The sequence below is a fragment of the Leeuwenhoekiella obamensis genome (assembly GCF_055391795.1).
The window spans coordinates 1,994,942-2,010,098 of record NZ_AP029251.1; the positions used below are offsets into that span (position 1 = coordinate 1,994,942).

The 15,157-nt window shown below is 39.2% G+C and carries 10 protein-coding genes; 3 read left to right on the forward strand and 7 right to left on the reverse strand.

Features of this window, described 5'->3' with window-relative positions; genetic code table 11:
• Positions 1 to 46: 46 nt before the first annotated feature.
• Genes rfbB through ACZ5L8_RS08880 form a run of 4 tightly spaced genes read right to left on the reverse strand, consistent with a single transcriptional unit; the run spans position 47 to position 4,488 of the window.
• Positions 47 to 1,090, reverse strand: a complete 1,044-nt coding sequence (gene rfbB / locus ACZ5L8_RS08865; protein ID WP_464436716.1) for a dTDP-glucose 4,6-dehydratase — start codon at positions 1,088 to 1,090, stop codon at positions 47 to 49.
• A complete protein-coding gene (wecB, locus tag ACZ5L8_RS08870) occupies positions 1,087 to 2,229 on the reverse strand; it encodes a non-hydrolyzing UDP-N-acetylglucosamine 2-epimerase (protein WP_464436718.1) in 1,143 nt (380 codons plus the stop codon). Before wecB ends, rfbB begins: the two co-directional genes overlap by 4 nt.
• Positions 2,216 to 3,490 carry a nucleotide sugar dehydrogenase gene (locus ACZ5L8_RS08875; protein WP_464436719.1) on the reverse strand — a complete coding sequence of 425 codons (1,275 nt, stop codon included), beginning with the start codon at positions 3,488 to 3,490 and terminating at the stop codon, positions 2,216 to 2,218. The genes wecB and ACZ5L8_RS08875 overlap by 14 nt, the downstream gene beginning before the upstream one ends.
• Positions 3,487 to 4,488 carry an SDR family oxidoreductase gene (locus ACZ5L8_RS08880; protein ID WP_464436720.1) on the reverse strand — a complete coding sequence of 334 codons (1,002 nt, stop codon included), beginning with the start codon at positions 4,486 to 4,488 and terminating at the stop codon, positions 3,487 to 3,489. Before ACZ5L8_RS08880 ends, ACZ5L8_RS08875 begins: the two co-directional genes overlap by 4 nt.
• Positions 4,489 to 4,672: 184 nt before the next feature.
• Between ACZ5L8_RS08880 and ACZ5L8_RS08885 the strand changes: the two genes are divergently transcribed.
• Positions 4,673 to 5,167, forward strand: a complete 495-nt coding sequence (locus ACZ5L8_RS08885; RefSeq protein WP_464436722.1) for a Dps family protein — start codon at positions 4,673 to 4,675, stop codon at positions 5,165 to 5,167.
• Positions 5,167 to 6,093, forward strand: a complete 927-nt coding sequence (locus tag ACZ5L8_RS08890; protein WP_464436725.1) for a mechanosensitive ion channel family protein — start codon at positions 5,167 to 5,169, stop codon at positions 6,091 to 6,093. The genes ACZ5L8_RS08885 and ACZ5L8_RS08890 overlap by 1 nt, the downstream gene beginning before the upstream one ends.
• A 54-nt stretch (positions 6,094 to 6,147) precedes the next feature.
• On the opposite strand, the gene ACZ5L8_RS08895 is transcribed toward ACZ5L8_RS08890, so the two are convergent.
• Entirely contained in the window at positions 6,148 to 7,680 is a 1,533-nt protein-coding gene (locus tag ACZ5L8_RS08895) for a bifunctional GNAT family N-acetyltransferase/carbon-nitrogen hydrolase family protein (RefSeq protein WP_464436727.1), read from the reverse strand.
• A gap of 2 nt (positions 7,681 to 7,682) precedes the next feature.
• Entirely contained in the window at positions 7,683 to 11,387 is a 3,705-nt protein-coding gene (locus ACZ5L8_RS08900) for a metallophosphoesterase (RefSeq protein WP_464436729.1), read from the reverse strand.
• 58 nt (positions 11,388 to 11,445) lie between these two features.
• On the opposite strand from ACZ5L8_RS08900, the gene ACZ5L8_RS08905 reads away from it, so the two are divergent.
• Positions 11,446 to 12,651: a Pycsar system effector family protein gene (locus tag ACZ5L8_RS08905; protein WP_464436730.1), complete on the forward strand. Its 1,206-nt coding sequence runs from the start codon at positions 11,446 to 11,448 to the stop codon at positions 12,649 to 12,651.
• A 70-nt stretch (positions 12,652 to 12,721) separates the two neighbouring features.
• On the opposite strand, the gene ACZ5L8_RS08910 is transcribed toward ACZ5L8_RS08905, so the two are convergent.
• Positions 12,722 to 15,097, reverse strand: a complete 2,376-nt coding sequence (locus ACZ5L8_RS08910; RefSeq protein WP_464436733.1) for a GAF domain-containing protein — start codon at positions 15,095 to 15,097, stop codon at positions 12,722 to 12,724.
• Positions 15,098 to 15,157: the final 60 nt, after the last annotated feature.

A 15,157-nucleotide genomic window follows, 5' to 3' on the forward strand; every position in this document is an offset into this window, starting at 1 on the left:
ATTAACAACCTAACCTAATAACTTTTTAACATTATAACAGTATATACTAATTATACTGTTCTTCGTAGTACTTCTTGTACTCACCACTCGTCACACTCTTCAACCACTCTGTATTCTCCAGATACCAATCAATTGTTTTTGATAATCCTTCTTCAAAAGTTACTGAGGGCTCCCACCCTAGCTCACTATTGATCTTGCTGGCATCAATTGCATAACGTTTATCATGACCCGGCCTGTCTTTTACATAGGTTATCAATGTCTCGCAACTTCCGTCTTTTCTACCCAACTTCTCGTCCATCTGTTTACACAAAAGTTTAACGAGGTCAATATTTTTCCATTCGTTGAAACCACCGATGTTATACGTTTCTTTCAACTTACCCTTCTGCATGATCTCATCTATCGCACGTGCATGATCGATCACAAAAAGCCAATCCCTTGTATAATTTCCGTCGCCATACACCGGCAATGGTTTTTCTTCAATACAGTTATTGATGAACAACGGTATCAACTTTTCAGGAAACTGATTAGGACCGTAATTATTACTGCAATTTGAGATGATATAAGGCAAACCATACGTTTCACCATAAGCTCTAACAAAATGGTCTGAGCTTGCCTTTGAAGCAGAATATGGCGAATTAGGATCATACGAGGTTTCTTCCGTAAAAAGTCCTTCTTCTCCTAGCGTTCCATAAACTTCATCTGTGCTTATATGATAAAAAAGTTTATCCGTGAAGTTATCTTTCCAGTTTTCGCGGCAAGCGTTAAGAAGATTTAAAGTTCCTATTATATTTGTTTTCACGAAAGCTAACGGGTCTTTAATACTTCTATCTACATGACTCTCGGCCGCAAGGTGAATGACTTTGTCAAAATCATGGTCTGCAAAAAGTGAATCTATAGCCGCTGCATCATTGATATCAGCTTTCACAAAATGATAATTGGGCTGATCTTCAATATCTGTAAGATTCTCCAGATTGCCGGCATAAGTCAGCGCATCCAAGTTGTAAATCTCATGTTCTGGATATTTGTTCACCATCAAGCGTACCACGTGCGACCCAATAAAACCAGCACCTCCTGTAATTAATATTTTCATAATCTATTTGCTATAAACTCAATAATTTTGGCGCAAGCCTTACCATCTCCATACGGGTTATGTGCCCTTGCCATAGTTTCATAATACGCTTTATCGTTGATCAATTTTGTAACTTCAATGATAAGCAAATCAGCATCCGTACCGATCAATTTTACTGTTCCTGCCTTTACGGCCTCTGGTCGCTCAGTCACTTCTCGTGTCACTAAAACCGGCTTACCTAATCCCGGCGCTTCCTCTTGGATTCCTCCGCTATCAGTCACTATGATGTCGCTCTTGTTCATCAACCAGATAAAATCTGGATACGATAGTGGCTCTATCAACTTAAAGTTAGGAACCTCTCCTAAGATCTCGTGAACAGGCCTTAGAACATTGGGATTCAAATGTACAGGATAAATAAATTGCACCTCGGGATTCTGGTTTGCAAGCGTTTTAAAACCTTCGCATAAATGTCTTAATCCGTCACCGAAATTCTCCCGACGGTGGCCGGTTATTAAAACAGTTTTTTGGCTTTCCTGCCGAGCGCCAGGCACGGCGCCAAAACTATCCTTCAAAGATTCAGGGATTGTATCTCCCAGTTTTTCTATCGTCAAATGCAAGGCATCGATTACCGTGTTTCCGGTAACCAGAATATTTTCTTCAGGGATATTTTCTTTGAGCAGATTCTCTTTTGACCAAGGCGTTGGAGCAAAATGAAATTTTGCAATCCTACCCGTCAACTGCCTGTTCAACTCCTCTGGAAATGGCGATTGAATATCCCAAGTTCTTAAACCGGCCTCCACATGAGCCACAGGAATACTTTGATAAAATGCCGCCAGACTCGCCACAAAACTTGTAGATGTATCGCCATGCACAAAAATCAAATCTGGTTTTGCTTCTTGCAGAATAGGCTCCAACTTCTCAAGAATTGAGATTGTCAAGGTATTAAGCGTCTGTCCTTTTCTCATCACAGCCAGGTCATAATCTGGCGTCACTTTAAAGAAAGTCAAAACCTGCTCAAGCATCTCTTTATGCTGACCGGTAACGCAAACCTCAACATCAAACTGATATTCAGCTTTGAACGCTTTGACCACAGGAATCATTTTGATTGCCTCTGGCCTCGTCCCAAAAACAAAAAGCAGCTTTTTCTTAGAGTCGGCCATCTACTTTTGTTTTGAGAAAGCCTTTCACATCATACACCACCGAATTCTCGGCTTTTAGAGCGTCGATATGTATTTTGGCGAAAGCCTCATGCCCCACAGCAAGAACAACTCCTGCATAATTCTCTCGAGGTTTTGATACGACATCAATTCCATAAACGGCTTTTACTTCTTCAGGATTCACCATTGGGTCGAAGACATCAACCTCACAACCATATTGCACCAACTCGTGATACACATCAACAACGCGCGTGTTGCGCACATCAGGGCAATTTTCTTTAAATGTCAGGCCCAGAAGCAGCACTTTGCTTCCTTTTATCTTGATATCCTTCTGCGCCATCAACTTGATAACCTGAGACGCCACATACGGCCCCATGCTATCGTTGAGTCGCCTTCCGGCCAAAATTATCTCTGGATGATATCCCACTTGCTTGGCTTTTTGCGCCAAATAATAAGGATCAACACCTATGCAATGTCCGCCCACTAATCCTGGCTTGAACGGAAGGAAATTCCATTTTGTACCGGCAGCTTCCAGCACTTCGCTGGTATCAATATCCATAAGGTTGAAGATCTTAGCCAACTCATTCACAAAGGCAATATTGATGTCGCGCTGTGAATTCTCAATGACTTTTGCCGCTTCAGCAACTTTTATAGAACTCGCTTTAAACGTTCCCGCTTCGATCACAGAAGCATAGAGTTCATCAACAATATCAGCAACCTGCGGCGTTGAGCCAGAAGTCACTTTTAATATTTTCTCAACCGTGTGTTTTTTATCTCCGGGATTAATGCGTTCTGGTGAATAACCTGCGTAGAAATTTTCATTGAACTTAAGTCCAGAAACTTTTTCTAAGATAGGAATACAAACCTCTTCTGTTGCTCCCGGGTAAACCGTAGATTCATAGATTACGATGACTCCGCGGTCTAGATATTTACCCACCGTTTCACTGGCTTTTACCAGCGGTGTAAAATCTGGATTTGCATTATCATCTACCGGCGTGGGGACAGTGACTATAAAAATATCACAACCTTCTAACTCTTTATCATCTGCGGTACAAAACAAGCCTAAAGACTGATCATTAGCTTGCTTCAGCACATTTTCTAACTGCTCCTGCTCTACTTCTCCCGTGCTATCCACACCCGATTTTATATTCTCGACGCGATTTCTTTTTACGTCAAATCCCACAACGGCATACTGCGTAGCAAACAATCTCGCCAGCGGCAAACCCACATAACCCAAGCCTATGATGCCCAGTTTTTTTCTCATGAATGCTTTTGCATTTGTGCCCAGTACCAGGCGATAGATTCTTCTATACCTTGAGCAAATTTATATTTTGGGTCGTAGCCCAAAAGTTCTTGTGCTTTCTCAATACTCGCCAGCGAATGCGGTACATCTCCCGCGCGTTCTGGGCCGTATTGAGGCTTTATATTCTTTATATCTGTATCAAAATTTGAAAGTCCGTTTTGCAGGGCTTCAAATAATTCTTGAATGGATGTTCGCTCTCCCACGGCTACATTGTATACTTCGTTTATCGCTTTCGCGGAAGCGGTACTTAACGCAAGAACATTAGCCTGAACAACATTCTCGATGTATGTAAAATCTCGTGAAAAACTGCCATCTCCATTAACCACCGGACTTTTATGTTCTATAAGCGCAGAAACGAATTTTGGGATCACAGCGGCATAGGCTCCGTCTTTATCCTGTCGAGGCCCGAAGACATTAAAATACCTCAACCCAATGCACTCCATACCGTATGTTTTTGAGAAAACATCAGCATAGAGTTCGTTGACATATTTTGTCACCGCATATGGCGAAAGCGGCTTGCCGATAGTTTCTTCAACTTTAGGAAGAGTTTTACTATCTCCGTAAGTTGATGAACTCGCAGCGTAAACAAAACGTTTGATCCCGGTGTTGTTTGCGGCTTGTAGCATATTCAAAAATCCAGAGATATTTACCGCGTTTGTGGTCAATGGATCTTCTATACTTCTAGGAACACTGCCCAGAGCCGCCTGATGGCTCACGAGATCACATCCCTGAGTAGCTTTCGCGCAAGCGTCATAATCCCGAATATCTGCTTTGATAAACTCAAAATCATCATGCTCAATAAGCGGTTTTATATTCTCGAGCTTGCCGGTACTTAGATTATCAAGACATCTCACCTTTGCTCCCAGCGCTAAAAATGCATGCGCAAGATGCGAACCGATAAAACCCGCGCCGCCTGTTAATAGGATAGTTTTACCGCTAAATGATGTCTCAGTTTGCATTGTGAATTTTATGAGGTCAAAGATACGTGTTTCCCTGCAATGTCTCGAGGCCGCAAAATCGTGAAAACTCTTAACAACTGTATGGGTAACGAGTTAAATTTTAGCTAAACCATTTAACATCTTTGCTACAAGAATTTAACAATGGTAAATTTGATAGGTATAAATAAAACTTATTAAAAAGATCATGAACTATCTTAATTTAGATTCAGCTAAAACCGAGAAAACTGTTGAGCAACTCAACACTTTGTTAGCAGACTATCACCTATATTATCAAAAGCTTAGAAATTTTCACTGGAATGTCGTAGGACGTAATTTCTTTGATCTTCACGAGCAGTTTGAATTGATGTATGAAGATGCTAAGGTTAAAGTGGATGAGATCGCAGAACGTATTTTGACGTTGCGTTATCAACCTACAAGTAACTATTCTGATTACCTGAAAATGTCTAACTTGGAAGAGTCAAAAAGTGAGTTTAAAGATGTTGAAATGGTAACCATCATTCTTGAAGATCATGGTAAACTATTAAAGCAAATGCGCGTGGTAGTAGAAACTGCAGACAAAGCTGGCGACGAAGGTACAATTGACCTTGTAGGCGCTTACATCAGAGAACTTGAGAAAACAAGCTGGATGCTTGACGCATGGAAAATGAGAACTAGTGAAACCCATAAAGACATAGATTAATGCTTTTACTCTTACAAGATCAAAACACAACAGACAAAGACGTAGTTTCAGGCGGATTTAATATGCTCTGGGACAAACTAGAAGGCTGGGTGCAGGCGCTTATTCTTAAGTTGCCAAACATACTTTTTGCCATTATTATTTTTATCATTTTCTGGTTCATTGCTAAATATGTTTCAAAACTATTTACCAATGTGCTTATGAAAAGCGTGAAACAGCGCAGCATAAAAGTTATGGTAGGCAAACTTGTTTTTGCTTTAACGGTCCTTATTGGTTTTTTCTTTGCGCTGGGTGTTCTTGAACTTGATAAGGTATTAACATCTATTCTTGCAGGTGCTGGTGTTGTTGCTTTGGCAATTGGTCTAGCGCTTCAAGGAACGTTGAACAACACATTTTCTGGTGTTATTCTTTCATTCTTGCCTAAAATTCAATTGGGAGATTGGGTTGAGACTAATGGTTTTGCAGGTTTTATAGAAGATATAAATCTTAGAAGCATCATCATAAGAGAGAATGATAACAACCTTGTGATGATCCCAAATGCAAGTATTATTGAAAATCCTTTTAAGAACTTCAGCCAGACAGAGCGTTCTCGCATTTTTGTGAATTGTGGCGTGGGTTATGAAAGTGACCTAGAAAAGGTGCAAGAATTGACCGTTTCTACCATTAAAGAACTTTTCCCGCAGCAGGGTAATGAAGAGGTTGAATTGTTCTATACAGAATTTGGCGACAGCTCAATAAACTATGTGCTACGCTTCTGGACTCCGGCTTTAAAACAAAAGGATATTTCTGAAGCGAGAAACAAAGCGATCATGGCGATCAAGAAAGTATACGATGCAAATGACATTAACATACCGTTCCCAATTCGCACGCTTGACTTTGGTAAAAATAAATTTAGATCAGAGACCATTACAGTGGCTCAAGATTCTTAAAACAATATGCCTTTCGGCGAAAAAAAATCCTCTCGGTAACCGAGAGGATTTTTTTTATTTCTTAATCTTAAGCTGAAAAATATCTTTCCGTCTGTCTGTGAGATTTCGCACGCTACCGTGTTGATTTAACTCTTTGAGGTGATCAAGATCTACATCAGCCACAAGGATCATTTCGGTATTAGGTGTCGCTTCGGCTTTCACTCCGTTTGTAGGAAACTGAAAGTCACAAGGTGTAAAGACCATACTTTGTGCAAACTGAATATCCATATTATGCACCTTTGGTAAATTACCCACACTACCAGCGATCGCTACATAACACTCGTTCTCTATCGCTCTTGCTCGCGCACAATGTTGCACACGGCTGTAAGCGTTTTGCGTATCTGTAAGGAAAGGCACAAATAGAATATCCATACCTTGATCTGCAAGCAAACGACTCAACTCTGGGAACTCAACATCATAGCAAATTAGAATACCTATTTTACCACAATCTGTATCAAAGGTTTGCAATTTTGTTCCTCCTTTCATCCCCCAAACTTTAGCTTCATCTGGAGTAACATGCAGTTTATAAAACTCTTCTATTGTACCATCTCTTCTACATAAAAAACCAACATTATACAGCGAACCATCTTCTAAAGAAGGCATGCTTCCTGTAATGATATTGATGTTATAAGCAACTGATAATTCTGAGAAACGTTGCTTAATACGTTGCGTATATTTTGCTAGTTTTCTTATCGCATCAGCCTCTGAAAGGTCATTATAAGCAGCCATTAATGGCGCATTAAAAAACTCTGGAAACAAAGCAAAATCTGAGCGATAACCAGAGATTGTATCTACAAAATATTCCGCATGTTCTATGAGCTCTTCAAAGTTCTTGTACTGGCGCATTTGCCACTGCACTAAACCTAAACGAATAACGGTTTTATTCTGGCTAGGATTAGTTACTGGCTTTTGATAATAAATATTATCCCATTCTAAAAGCGCAGCATATTCACGTGAGGCTTTGTCACCTTCTAGATACTTCTTAAGTACACGCTTCACGTGGAAGTCGTTACTAAATTGAAAATTGAGAACAGGGTCGTCAATTTCGCGTAAGCGTACCTTTTTAATATACTCACGCGGAGTCATCTCATCTGCAAACAGGTGATAGTTTGGCAAGCGACCACCAAAAACAATACGCTCTAGATTAAGCTGCTCACAAAGCTCTTTGCGATAATCATAAAGTCTGCGGCCTATGCGCATCCCGCGATAATCTGGTTTTATAAAAATATCGATCCCGTATAACACATTACCGCCATTAGAATGTGTTTTAAACGTCTCATCACCCGTGATTTCAAGATAGGTATGATCATCGCCAAAGTCTGCATACTTAACTATGATAGACAATGCGCAACCGGCGATAACGCCGTTTACTTTGATCACAACTTGCCCTTCCGGGAAAAGTTTAATGAGTTTTTTAATGTCATTCTTCTCCCAGTATGGATCTGGGATCTTAGGATAACATTCTATCATCAATTGTTTGAGCTCTTTGTAATCCTCAAGTTTGAGGTATTCTAGCTCTATCTTATCTATTTTATCTAATTGCTCCATTATTAAAAGTTGAAACCGAATCCAAAAGAAACACGCAATCCTTCATCTGAGTTGAAGAAATTAAATGTTCCACTTAATGCATCTGCGCTGTTTACCCAAAAACCAAGTCCGTAGCTATCATGCCAGCGCTCTGACGGACTATCATCTATAAAAACTCTTCCTATATCATACCCTCCAAAAACTCCAATTTGCAGCGGCAATAAACCGGTTCTAAAAGTATCAAATGCATAACGCAAGTCTGCTGATCCTGCGAAAGACCTTTTCGCGTTAAAGCGATTAAATCTATACCCGCGTAAACCTGTGCTTTGACCTAGCGTAGCCGCTTGATAAAACTCATACTCATTGCCCATTCTTATCTGGGTTTGTGCTAGTGTTTTTAAAACCAACTTTCTATTGGTACTAATAGCATTATAGAAACCCATTTTTGCGTTTAAGAAACCAAAGTCTCTATCTGTCTCGCGCATATTGTATGTATAACCGCCTACCAGGCTAAAATCCATACCGCGCGTAGGCGCTAACTCATTATCTGCACTGTGATAAATGTAAGCGATTTCGGCAGTACCAAAATACTTCCTAATATCATTGATCACGTTATTTTCTTCAATGTACCGCTCATTATTACCATCTACTTGAATACCTTGAAAAATCAATCGCGTTCTAAAGGTGCTACCATAATCTGAGTTATTAAGCAAGCCCACAGAACCTTCCATAATACTCATGCGCACACGGTTATAATCCAGATCAAGTTCATCATCTGGATTTACACTTTCATTACCGTAACCAAAGAAGTTTTGCGAGAATGTAGGCGTTGTGAATCGGCCAGAGACGATTAGATTTCTATTATTAAAAATCCCAGCAAACTCACCAGAATATCTAAAATCAAAACCTTGTGTTGCAAAAAAGTACCCTGCAGAGAATTTATGCTGTTGCGAAAAGGGGTTTTGTCTAAATCCGTGTACCGTATATGCATCACTAAGCCCTAGCTTAATACCATCATCTGGATTAAAACCTAAAGCTGGCGTGATCAAATTCGTCCGAAGGATCTGCTTCTGATAATTATACGTATTGTAATCATAAACATCTGTCAAACGAAAGTTTGCACCACCTCTGCTTTCTATAGTATTTGGCAGACTTTCATGATCGTAGATCTTTAGTCTTCTACCGTTACTAATTCTATAAATATCATTGTTTTGACCACCAATTATTCTTACGAAAATTGGGTTATTCCCATTTCCTTTTACTTCAAAAACATCATCATCATCCAGACCATAAACCCATAATTGATTGGTCTCATTGCTATAATACGTACGATCAAGAATGACGTCTGCCTTTTCCCCATCTTTTATGCGCCATATTTTTACAGTTGTCTGATTATCGCCTCTTGTGATCTCAAAATAATCATCTTTATCTGTACCATTCGCAAATTGAAGTTTTGAGAAATAATCCCAGTACTCTTCTGCGATCTCAACGATGTTATCACGGCGACCTTTCAAGTTTTTCTTGATCTCATCTATTGAACTACCCGTTCTTACTTCAGGAGGAAGATTTGTAAAAGCTTCTTCGATAATTTCATCAGAGATATGGTCTTGCAAGAACTGCGCTTGTTCGATCCAGACCTCACGAGTGGAGTTTTGGGCAAGAGCCCTATCTAACTTTATCCCAGCGTTATTGAACCACTTGATATCATCTAGCTTCTCATCATAAACTGCAAATTGTTTTGCGGCGCCAAAAAGCCCACGAGCAACATCAAGTATTGCTCCATCAAAGTTTGTAAAAACCTGATCACGATCACGAGGTATTGGCACAAAAATATCTTTACCGTTTTGATCTTTGTATTCTGCCCAGCGCCACTGATCATTATGACGATCCCAGTCGCCTATAAGCATATCAAACATTCTTGCGCGGATGTAGGTCACCTCATCTACAATGTTCTCTTCGTCGCTTCTAATTTTATCAAGAATATCATCTGTACTTTCAATATCATCTGGATAATTAAAAGTCGCTCCATCATATTCTTCTGCTGGTCGTTCTACGATCATGTATAGCTGATTGCCATACATGTCATTATATTCACCCAGAGCTGGCTGCCGAGGAACGTAGTATAACTTTGGCGTTGGAGCCATAAGATTAGCCGCCTTGCTAAGTGTAGGAACTGCAAATGCACCGTAAGGATGCGCCGCAGTGTAAAAATCCTGAACTAAAGATTCTGGCAAGCTGTTCTCAAGATCTTCTTGCACTTCATTTTCAGGGAAGATCACCTTCTGAATGAATTGCGTAGCATTTTTGCGCAAAGCACGCATATTATAATCTTTGCCATTTTTGTCTTGCAGTCGCAAAGAAACCGTCTGATGACCACCGCCAGGTCGTATCACTTTTAATCCACCATAAAGTGTATCTAGCAAAGCTACCGGCGCAGTAACTTTCTTACCATAGATCTCACGATAGTGCTCACCCCAAACGGTCTCAAAAAAGTCACTTTTTTCAGTTTCATCAAAGGTGTAAACAGATGCTTTTATAGTTTCAGGATAATCTGTAGCGATATCTGATGCGTCATAATATTCTCTCGCATCAAAGATCTTGTGTGTGTAAAGAAGTTTTGGCTGCTTATTATCGTCAGCACCATAATAACGCACATAGATAGATTCATCTTCAAAAACATCCATCACTGCAAAACCTTGACCGCTGTACGCGAAAAGTCCGTCGCCGCCTAATTCTGCATAACTCAATTTTGAAGCAGATCCAGAAACGATCTGTTTTACTTCCTCGTGCTCTATATATTGTAAGTTATGCTCATGCCCCGAAGCCAGAACGATACGTTGATCACCACCTATCAATACTTTAAGCCTACGCATTAGCTCATTGTATTTTTCATTAAATCTATCCTGTTTTGAAACTCCACCTTGCGTACGAATCTGCGTTACAAGCGATGCTAGAATAGGCACAGGTATTTTTCTCTGACCAGGAAAAAGATGCTTTGAGATCGCAAACTTCCCACCGTGAACACCATTTGTAAACATAGGATGATGCATTGCGATCAGAACGGTCTTCTGCTGATTCTTCTTTAACTCTCCTTCTAACTCAATGAAGAACTTCTCACGGGTTTTTATCTGACATTTATCGTTGATCTTTGGAGATTTATTCCAATCTTCAAGATACCATTGTGTATCAATTACTATCAGTTGGATCTTATCATTGATCTCTTTGCTTACTAAAGGGCAACCTTCACTAGGCAAAAAGATGTCATCATCATCTACCTGACTTTTTAAGAATTCTTCCTGACGATTAAGACCTTCTAATCTGCCATTATACCAATCATGATTTCCAGGAATGTAAATCACCTTACCTTTGTTACCCAATGCACCTTCTCTCTGAACCATTAATCTATGTTCAGAAACGGCACGATTCTCAGAATGCGCTGGCGGCATACCGTCAGGATAAATATTATCTCCTAAAAATATGGTTACATCTCCCTTTTGCTCTCTTTGATCTACATAGTTCTTCAACGCGGTGATACCATCACTCATTTCGCCCATATCAACGATCCCACCGTCACCCACAAGAATGAAAGTTTTTGAAATCTCTTTGCCTTCAGGATATAAGTCATTAGGATCTTTTTCCTGCTCACTAAAATGAGGTTCATTAAACGTAGCGCACGCAGTTAATACAAGCGAAGTAACAACTGTTAGAACAATGTTATTTTTTATCATCTAAAATTAATTGGTAGAATTTTTTAGTACATTTCCCTTACGTATAATCGCAACGAATATGTCTGAAACTATCGAAGCAACCCCTGAAATCCTTGTAAAAGCTGATGAGTTCGTACTTAGGCTTTTCAAAGAAAAGTTGCCTAACACCTTCTTATATCACAATTACAACCACACTTCGAGGGTTGTTAAAAGTACTAAAGAATTAGTCGATAAATCTGAAATTAATGTTAAACAGAAAGAGGCGCTATTACTAGCAGCATGGCTACATGACACTGGTTATACTGAGTGTAGAAAAGGTCATGAAGAAGCTAGCGCTAAGATCGCTGAAGCATTTCTTAAAGAAGAAAATGTAGATGAGAAAACCATCGAAACCGTAAAAGAACTTATTCTTTCTACTAAGATGGGCATGGAGCCAAAAAACGATCTGGAGAGTATCATTAATGACGCAGATTCATCGCACCTTGCAAAAGACTATTTTGCCGAAACGAGCGAGTTCTTAAGACAAGAACTTCTTCTTAATGATGTCGCAGATTACTCGGCTGAAGAGTGGCGTGCGAAGAACATCAAAATGTTTACTGAGAAACACAGATTTTATACTGACTATGCCGCAAAAAACTGGAAAACTCAGAAGGATGAAAACCTTATAAGCCTGCTTAAAAAGGAAAAAAAGAAAAAGAAAAAATACCGTAAGGAAGAGGTAAAAGCTAAGCTTAAAGCAAAGTATAAAGATGAAAGCCCAGATCGTGGCGTTCAAACTTTATACAGAACTACGCTTAGAAACCATATTAAGTTAAGTGACATTGCAGATACAAAGGCAAACATCCTGCTATCTGTAAATGCGATCATTATTTCTTTGGCTCTAGCCAACGTAATACCAAAACTAGATTCGCCAACAAACAGACACCTTATGATCCCAACGCTGATCCTTGTATTATTCAGTGTTGCGTCAATAATATTGTCTATTATGTCCACAAGACCTAATGTTACTTCTGGAGAATTTACGCGCGAACAGGTAAAGAAAAAGCAAGTAAATATTCTATTCTTCGGGAATTTTCATAAGATGCCTTATGACCAGTATCAATGGGCGATCAACGAGATCATCAACGACAAAGAATATATCTACGAAGCGCTAACAAAAGATCTTTATTTATTGGGTATTGTTTTGAACAAAAAGTACATGCTACTGCGCAAAACATACACCATTTTCATGACAGGAATTATCGTTTCGGTTGTGTCTTACATCATCGCTTTCTGGATGATCTAAGCGACGTATAAAAACAAGAAAACCCGGATGTATCATCCGGGTTTTTATTTGGCTTAAAGCCAAAAAATATCTACTCTAAAACCTTTATCAAATCATCGTAAGAGATGGTCTCTTCAGCCTCTTTTCTAGGAACCGAAGACGCATAAAGCACATTAACTCGTAACGCTTTTAAACCTACAACGCCTTGAACTTCTTCTAGCTCAAGATCCTCAACCTCATCTCCTAAAAATCCTTTTCGCTGCAAATATGTTATGTAACGCTCATACTCGTGTTTGTCGCTATCTTGCGAATACACAATGGCAATTTTACCTTTCTGTGTAACGCGTTCATCGCTGCCTTTTACACACGCTTTATCAATACGTTTTTTGACGATCTCAAATCGCGCATTGTATGTGCCATCAACATCAAATTTCTTCTCATCCATACGATAACGTATAGACAAGGTGTTGCTAAACACAAGGATTAACGACGCAGCATCCAGCTGAATTTTAGAATCCTTTTGCTGATGATAGAAGTTATTTTCCATCTCGCACATGGTGTGCAATTGCCACAATCTTAAATTATAAAGATAGATCTGATTAAAGTTCCTATCCTTTGTCATTGATGGGCCGATGTACATATTATGATCTACACCATCTGTCTTGTATCGCTCAAAATAATGCGGAAATATCTGCTGTGCTTCCTGCTGACGACGATCTATAAACGTGGCCAACTTCTGATTGATAGATTGCACTGCGTCGTCATAATATTTTCGGCTTTTGTAAACTAGGCCAGTTTCAGGATTAAGCGATTCTTTATATTCCTGAATATCAATTTTCAACTCCTCGTGCCTTGATTTGAGGTGATTCAACATTGGGTTCACCTCCTCGCTAAGCAAATTCACAACTTCGCTTTCGCTACTAGCGTTAATACCTTCTTTGAGTTTGCTTATGTAGTCTCTAACTCTAAATTTTACCTGCTCATAAATAGGTATCATCTCTAATTTTAAGGCTTTCGCCAAAATCTTATCGACCATTTTAAGCTGCACCAGAATATCCTTCTGTATTGCAGAGTTTCGCTCATCTGAAGAACCTACGATATCAATTTGCCCATACAACGGATACACATTGTCAAACGCAATATCTCTGAAAGCCGCAAATTTACCAGCATCTTGATTCTCGATATAACGCTTAGCCTCTTCCTCAAATATCCACAAAACACTTGGGTGAATACTCGTACATTCACTTTGTATCACCGCTTTGATCCTGTTTTCAGACTCAAATTTTGTGCGCTCCACAGTATTCACGATATACGGGATGATATCATCCAGCTTCATCGCATTTACACTATTAAGCTCTTTTTTATTTGGCGAAACTAATTCTAAAACGGCAAGTAAATTATTCCCTTTTGCAATAGGCGCCAGCACGCAACTTCCTACTTTATTAGTTAGTAAGTTTTCAGCTAGCTGACTGTTCTCATTTGCAGCAGCATATTGCTCAACATCAGGAATTACAAAATATTTTTTATCACGTACTAAAGCATCATAACTTGCTTCACACATTGTTGTTCTGCAGTCGTGTCTATTTTTTTCATCTATGATAAAGCTTCTTGCAAAATCTTTATCTAGTTTTTTAAATCCGTGTTCGTTAGTATCAAATCCCGTGAATCCAATTTGAAGATCTGGCATGTTAAAAATAGACCTGAAAATTCCTTCGAATTTGTCAACGATCTGCTTATTCTTTAAACCAGAATCATACAGCAAGAATGTTTTTAATTCGCTTATCGCTTGGTCTTGGGTAACATCAGTAAAATTAAGGATAGAAACTCCCTTAAGCACCCAGCTTAGCGGTGGGAAGTATTTTCGCCACAGCTCAACATTATCCACATCGTTGAGTAATTCTGCAACGATCTCATCTGTAATCTCTATTGCATTCTCTGTAGGTTCAAACGAGATAAAATCTGCATTCATCGCTACGCGATAGTAACGCATGAGCTTATTTTTAGCAGGAATATCATAATAGATAGGCTTACTAAGATCCACTTTATGACCGTAATAAGACTTAAGAATGAGCACACAACCTATGATGTAAAACTGATTATCACTTACATTTTTAACCTCAAGTTCAAAATCTTCACCAGCGTCCTCGATTATTTTTCTTAACCGATCTGTAGGATTAAAAAGCAAATTATAAAACGGCACTGACGCTGCTTTGATCTCATTAGTAGTAAGCGCTGCAGGAAACAAACTCTCTAGCAACACCTTAATAGGCTCTTTAAACTTACCAAGATTGGTAAACTCTTGCAGACCCTCAGTAAGCTCAGGATAGTTATATAAATATTGCAGTAATGACTCTAGATATTCTTTAGAGATACTACTTTTTGAATTTTCCACACGCTTCTCTAGCTCTTCAATCACCTTGTGAAAAGAGAGCTTAACCACGATAGGAAAATCACTAAAATCTTTCATTTGCCCCATATAGTATTCTAAAATTAATAAATATCGCCTAAGCCTATATAAACCTCTTAG

Coding starts and splice junctions, on each gene's coding strand:
- rfbB (WP_464436716.1), bottom strand. CDS start 1,090: ATGAAAATATTAATTACAGGAGGTGCTGGTTTTATTGGGTCGCACGTG.
- wecB (WP_464436718.1), bottom strand. CDS start 2,229: ATGGCCGACTCTAAGAAAAAGCTGCTTTTTGTTTTTGGGACGAGGCCA.
- ACZ5L8_RS08875 (WP_464436719.1), bottom strand. CDS start 3,490: ATGAGAAAAAAACTGGGCATCATAGGCTTGGGTTATGTGGGTTTGCCG.
- ACZ5L8_RS08880 (WP_464436720.1), bottom strand. CDS start 4,488: ATGCAAACTGAGACATCATTTAGCGGTAAAACTATCCTATTAACAGGC.
- ACZ5L8_RS08885 (WP_464436722.1), top strand. CDS start 4,673: ATGAACTATCTTAATTTAGATTCAGCTAAAACCGAGAAAACTGTTGAG.
- ACZ5L8_RS08890 (WP_464436725.1), top strand. CDS start 5,167: ATGCTTTTACTCTTACAAGATCAAAACACAACAGACAAAGACGTAGTT.
- ACZ5L8_RS08895 (WP_464436727.1), bottom strand. CDS start 7,680: ATGGAGCAATTAGATAAAATAGATAAGATAGAGCTAGAATACCTCAAA.
- ACZ5L8_RS08900 (WP_464436729.1), bottom strand. CDS start 11,387: ATGATAAAAAATAACATTGTTCTAACAGTTGTTACTTCGCTTGTATTA.
- ACZ5L8_RS08905 (WP_464436730.1), top strand. CDS start 11,446: ATGTCTGAAACTATCGAAGCAACCCCTGAAATCCTTGTAAAAGCTGAT.
- ACZ5L8_RS08910 (WP_464436733.1), bottom strand. CDS start 15,097: ATGAAAGATTTTAGTGATTTTCCTATCGTGGTTAAGCTCTCTTTTCAC.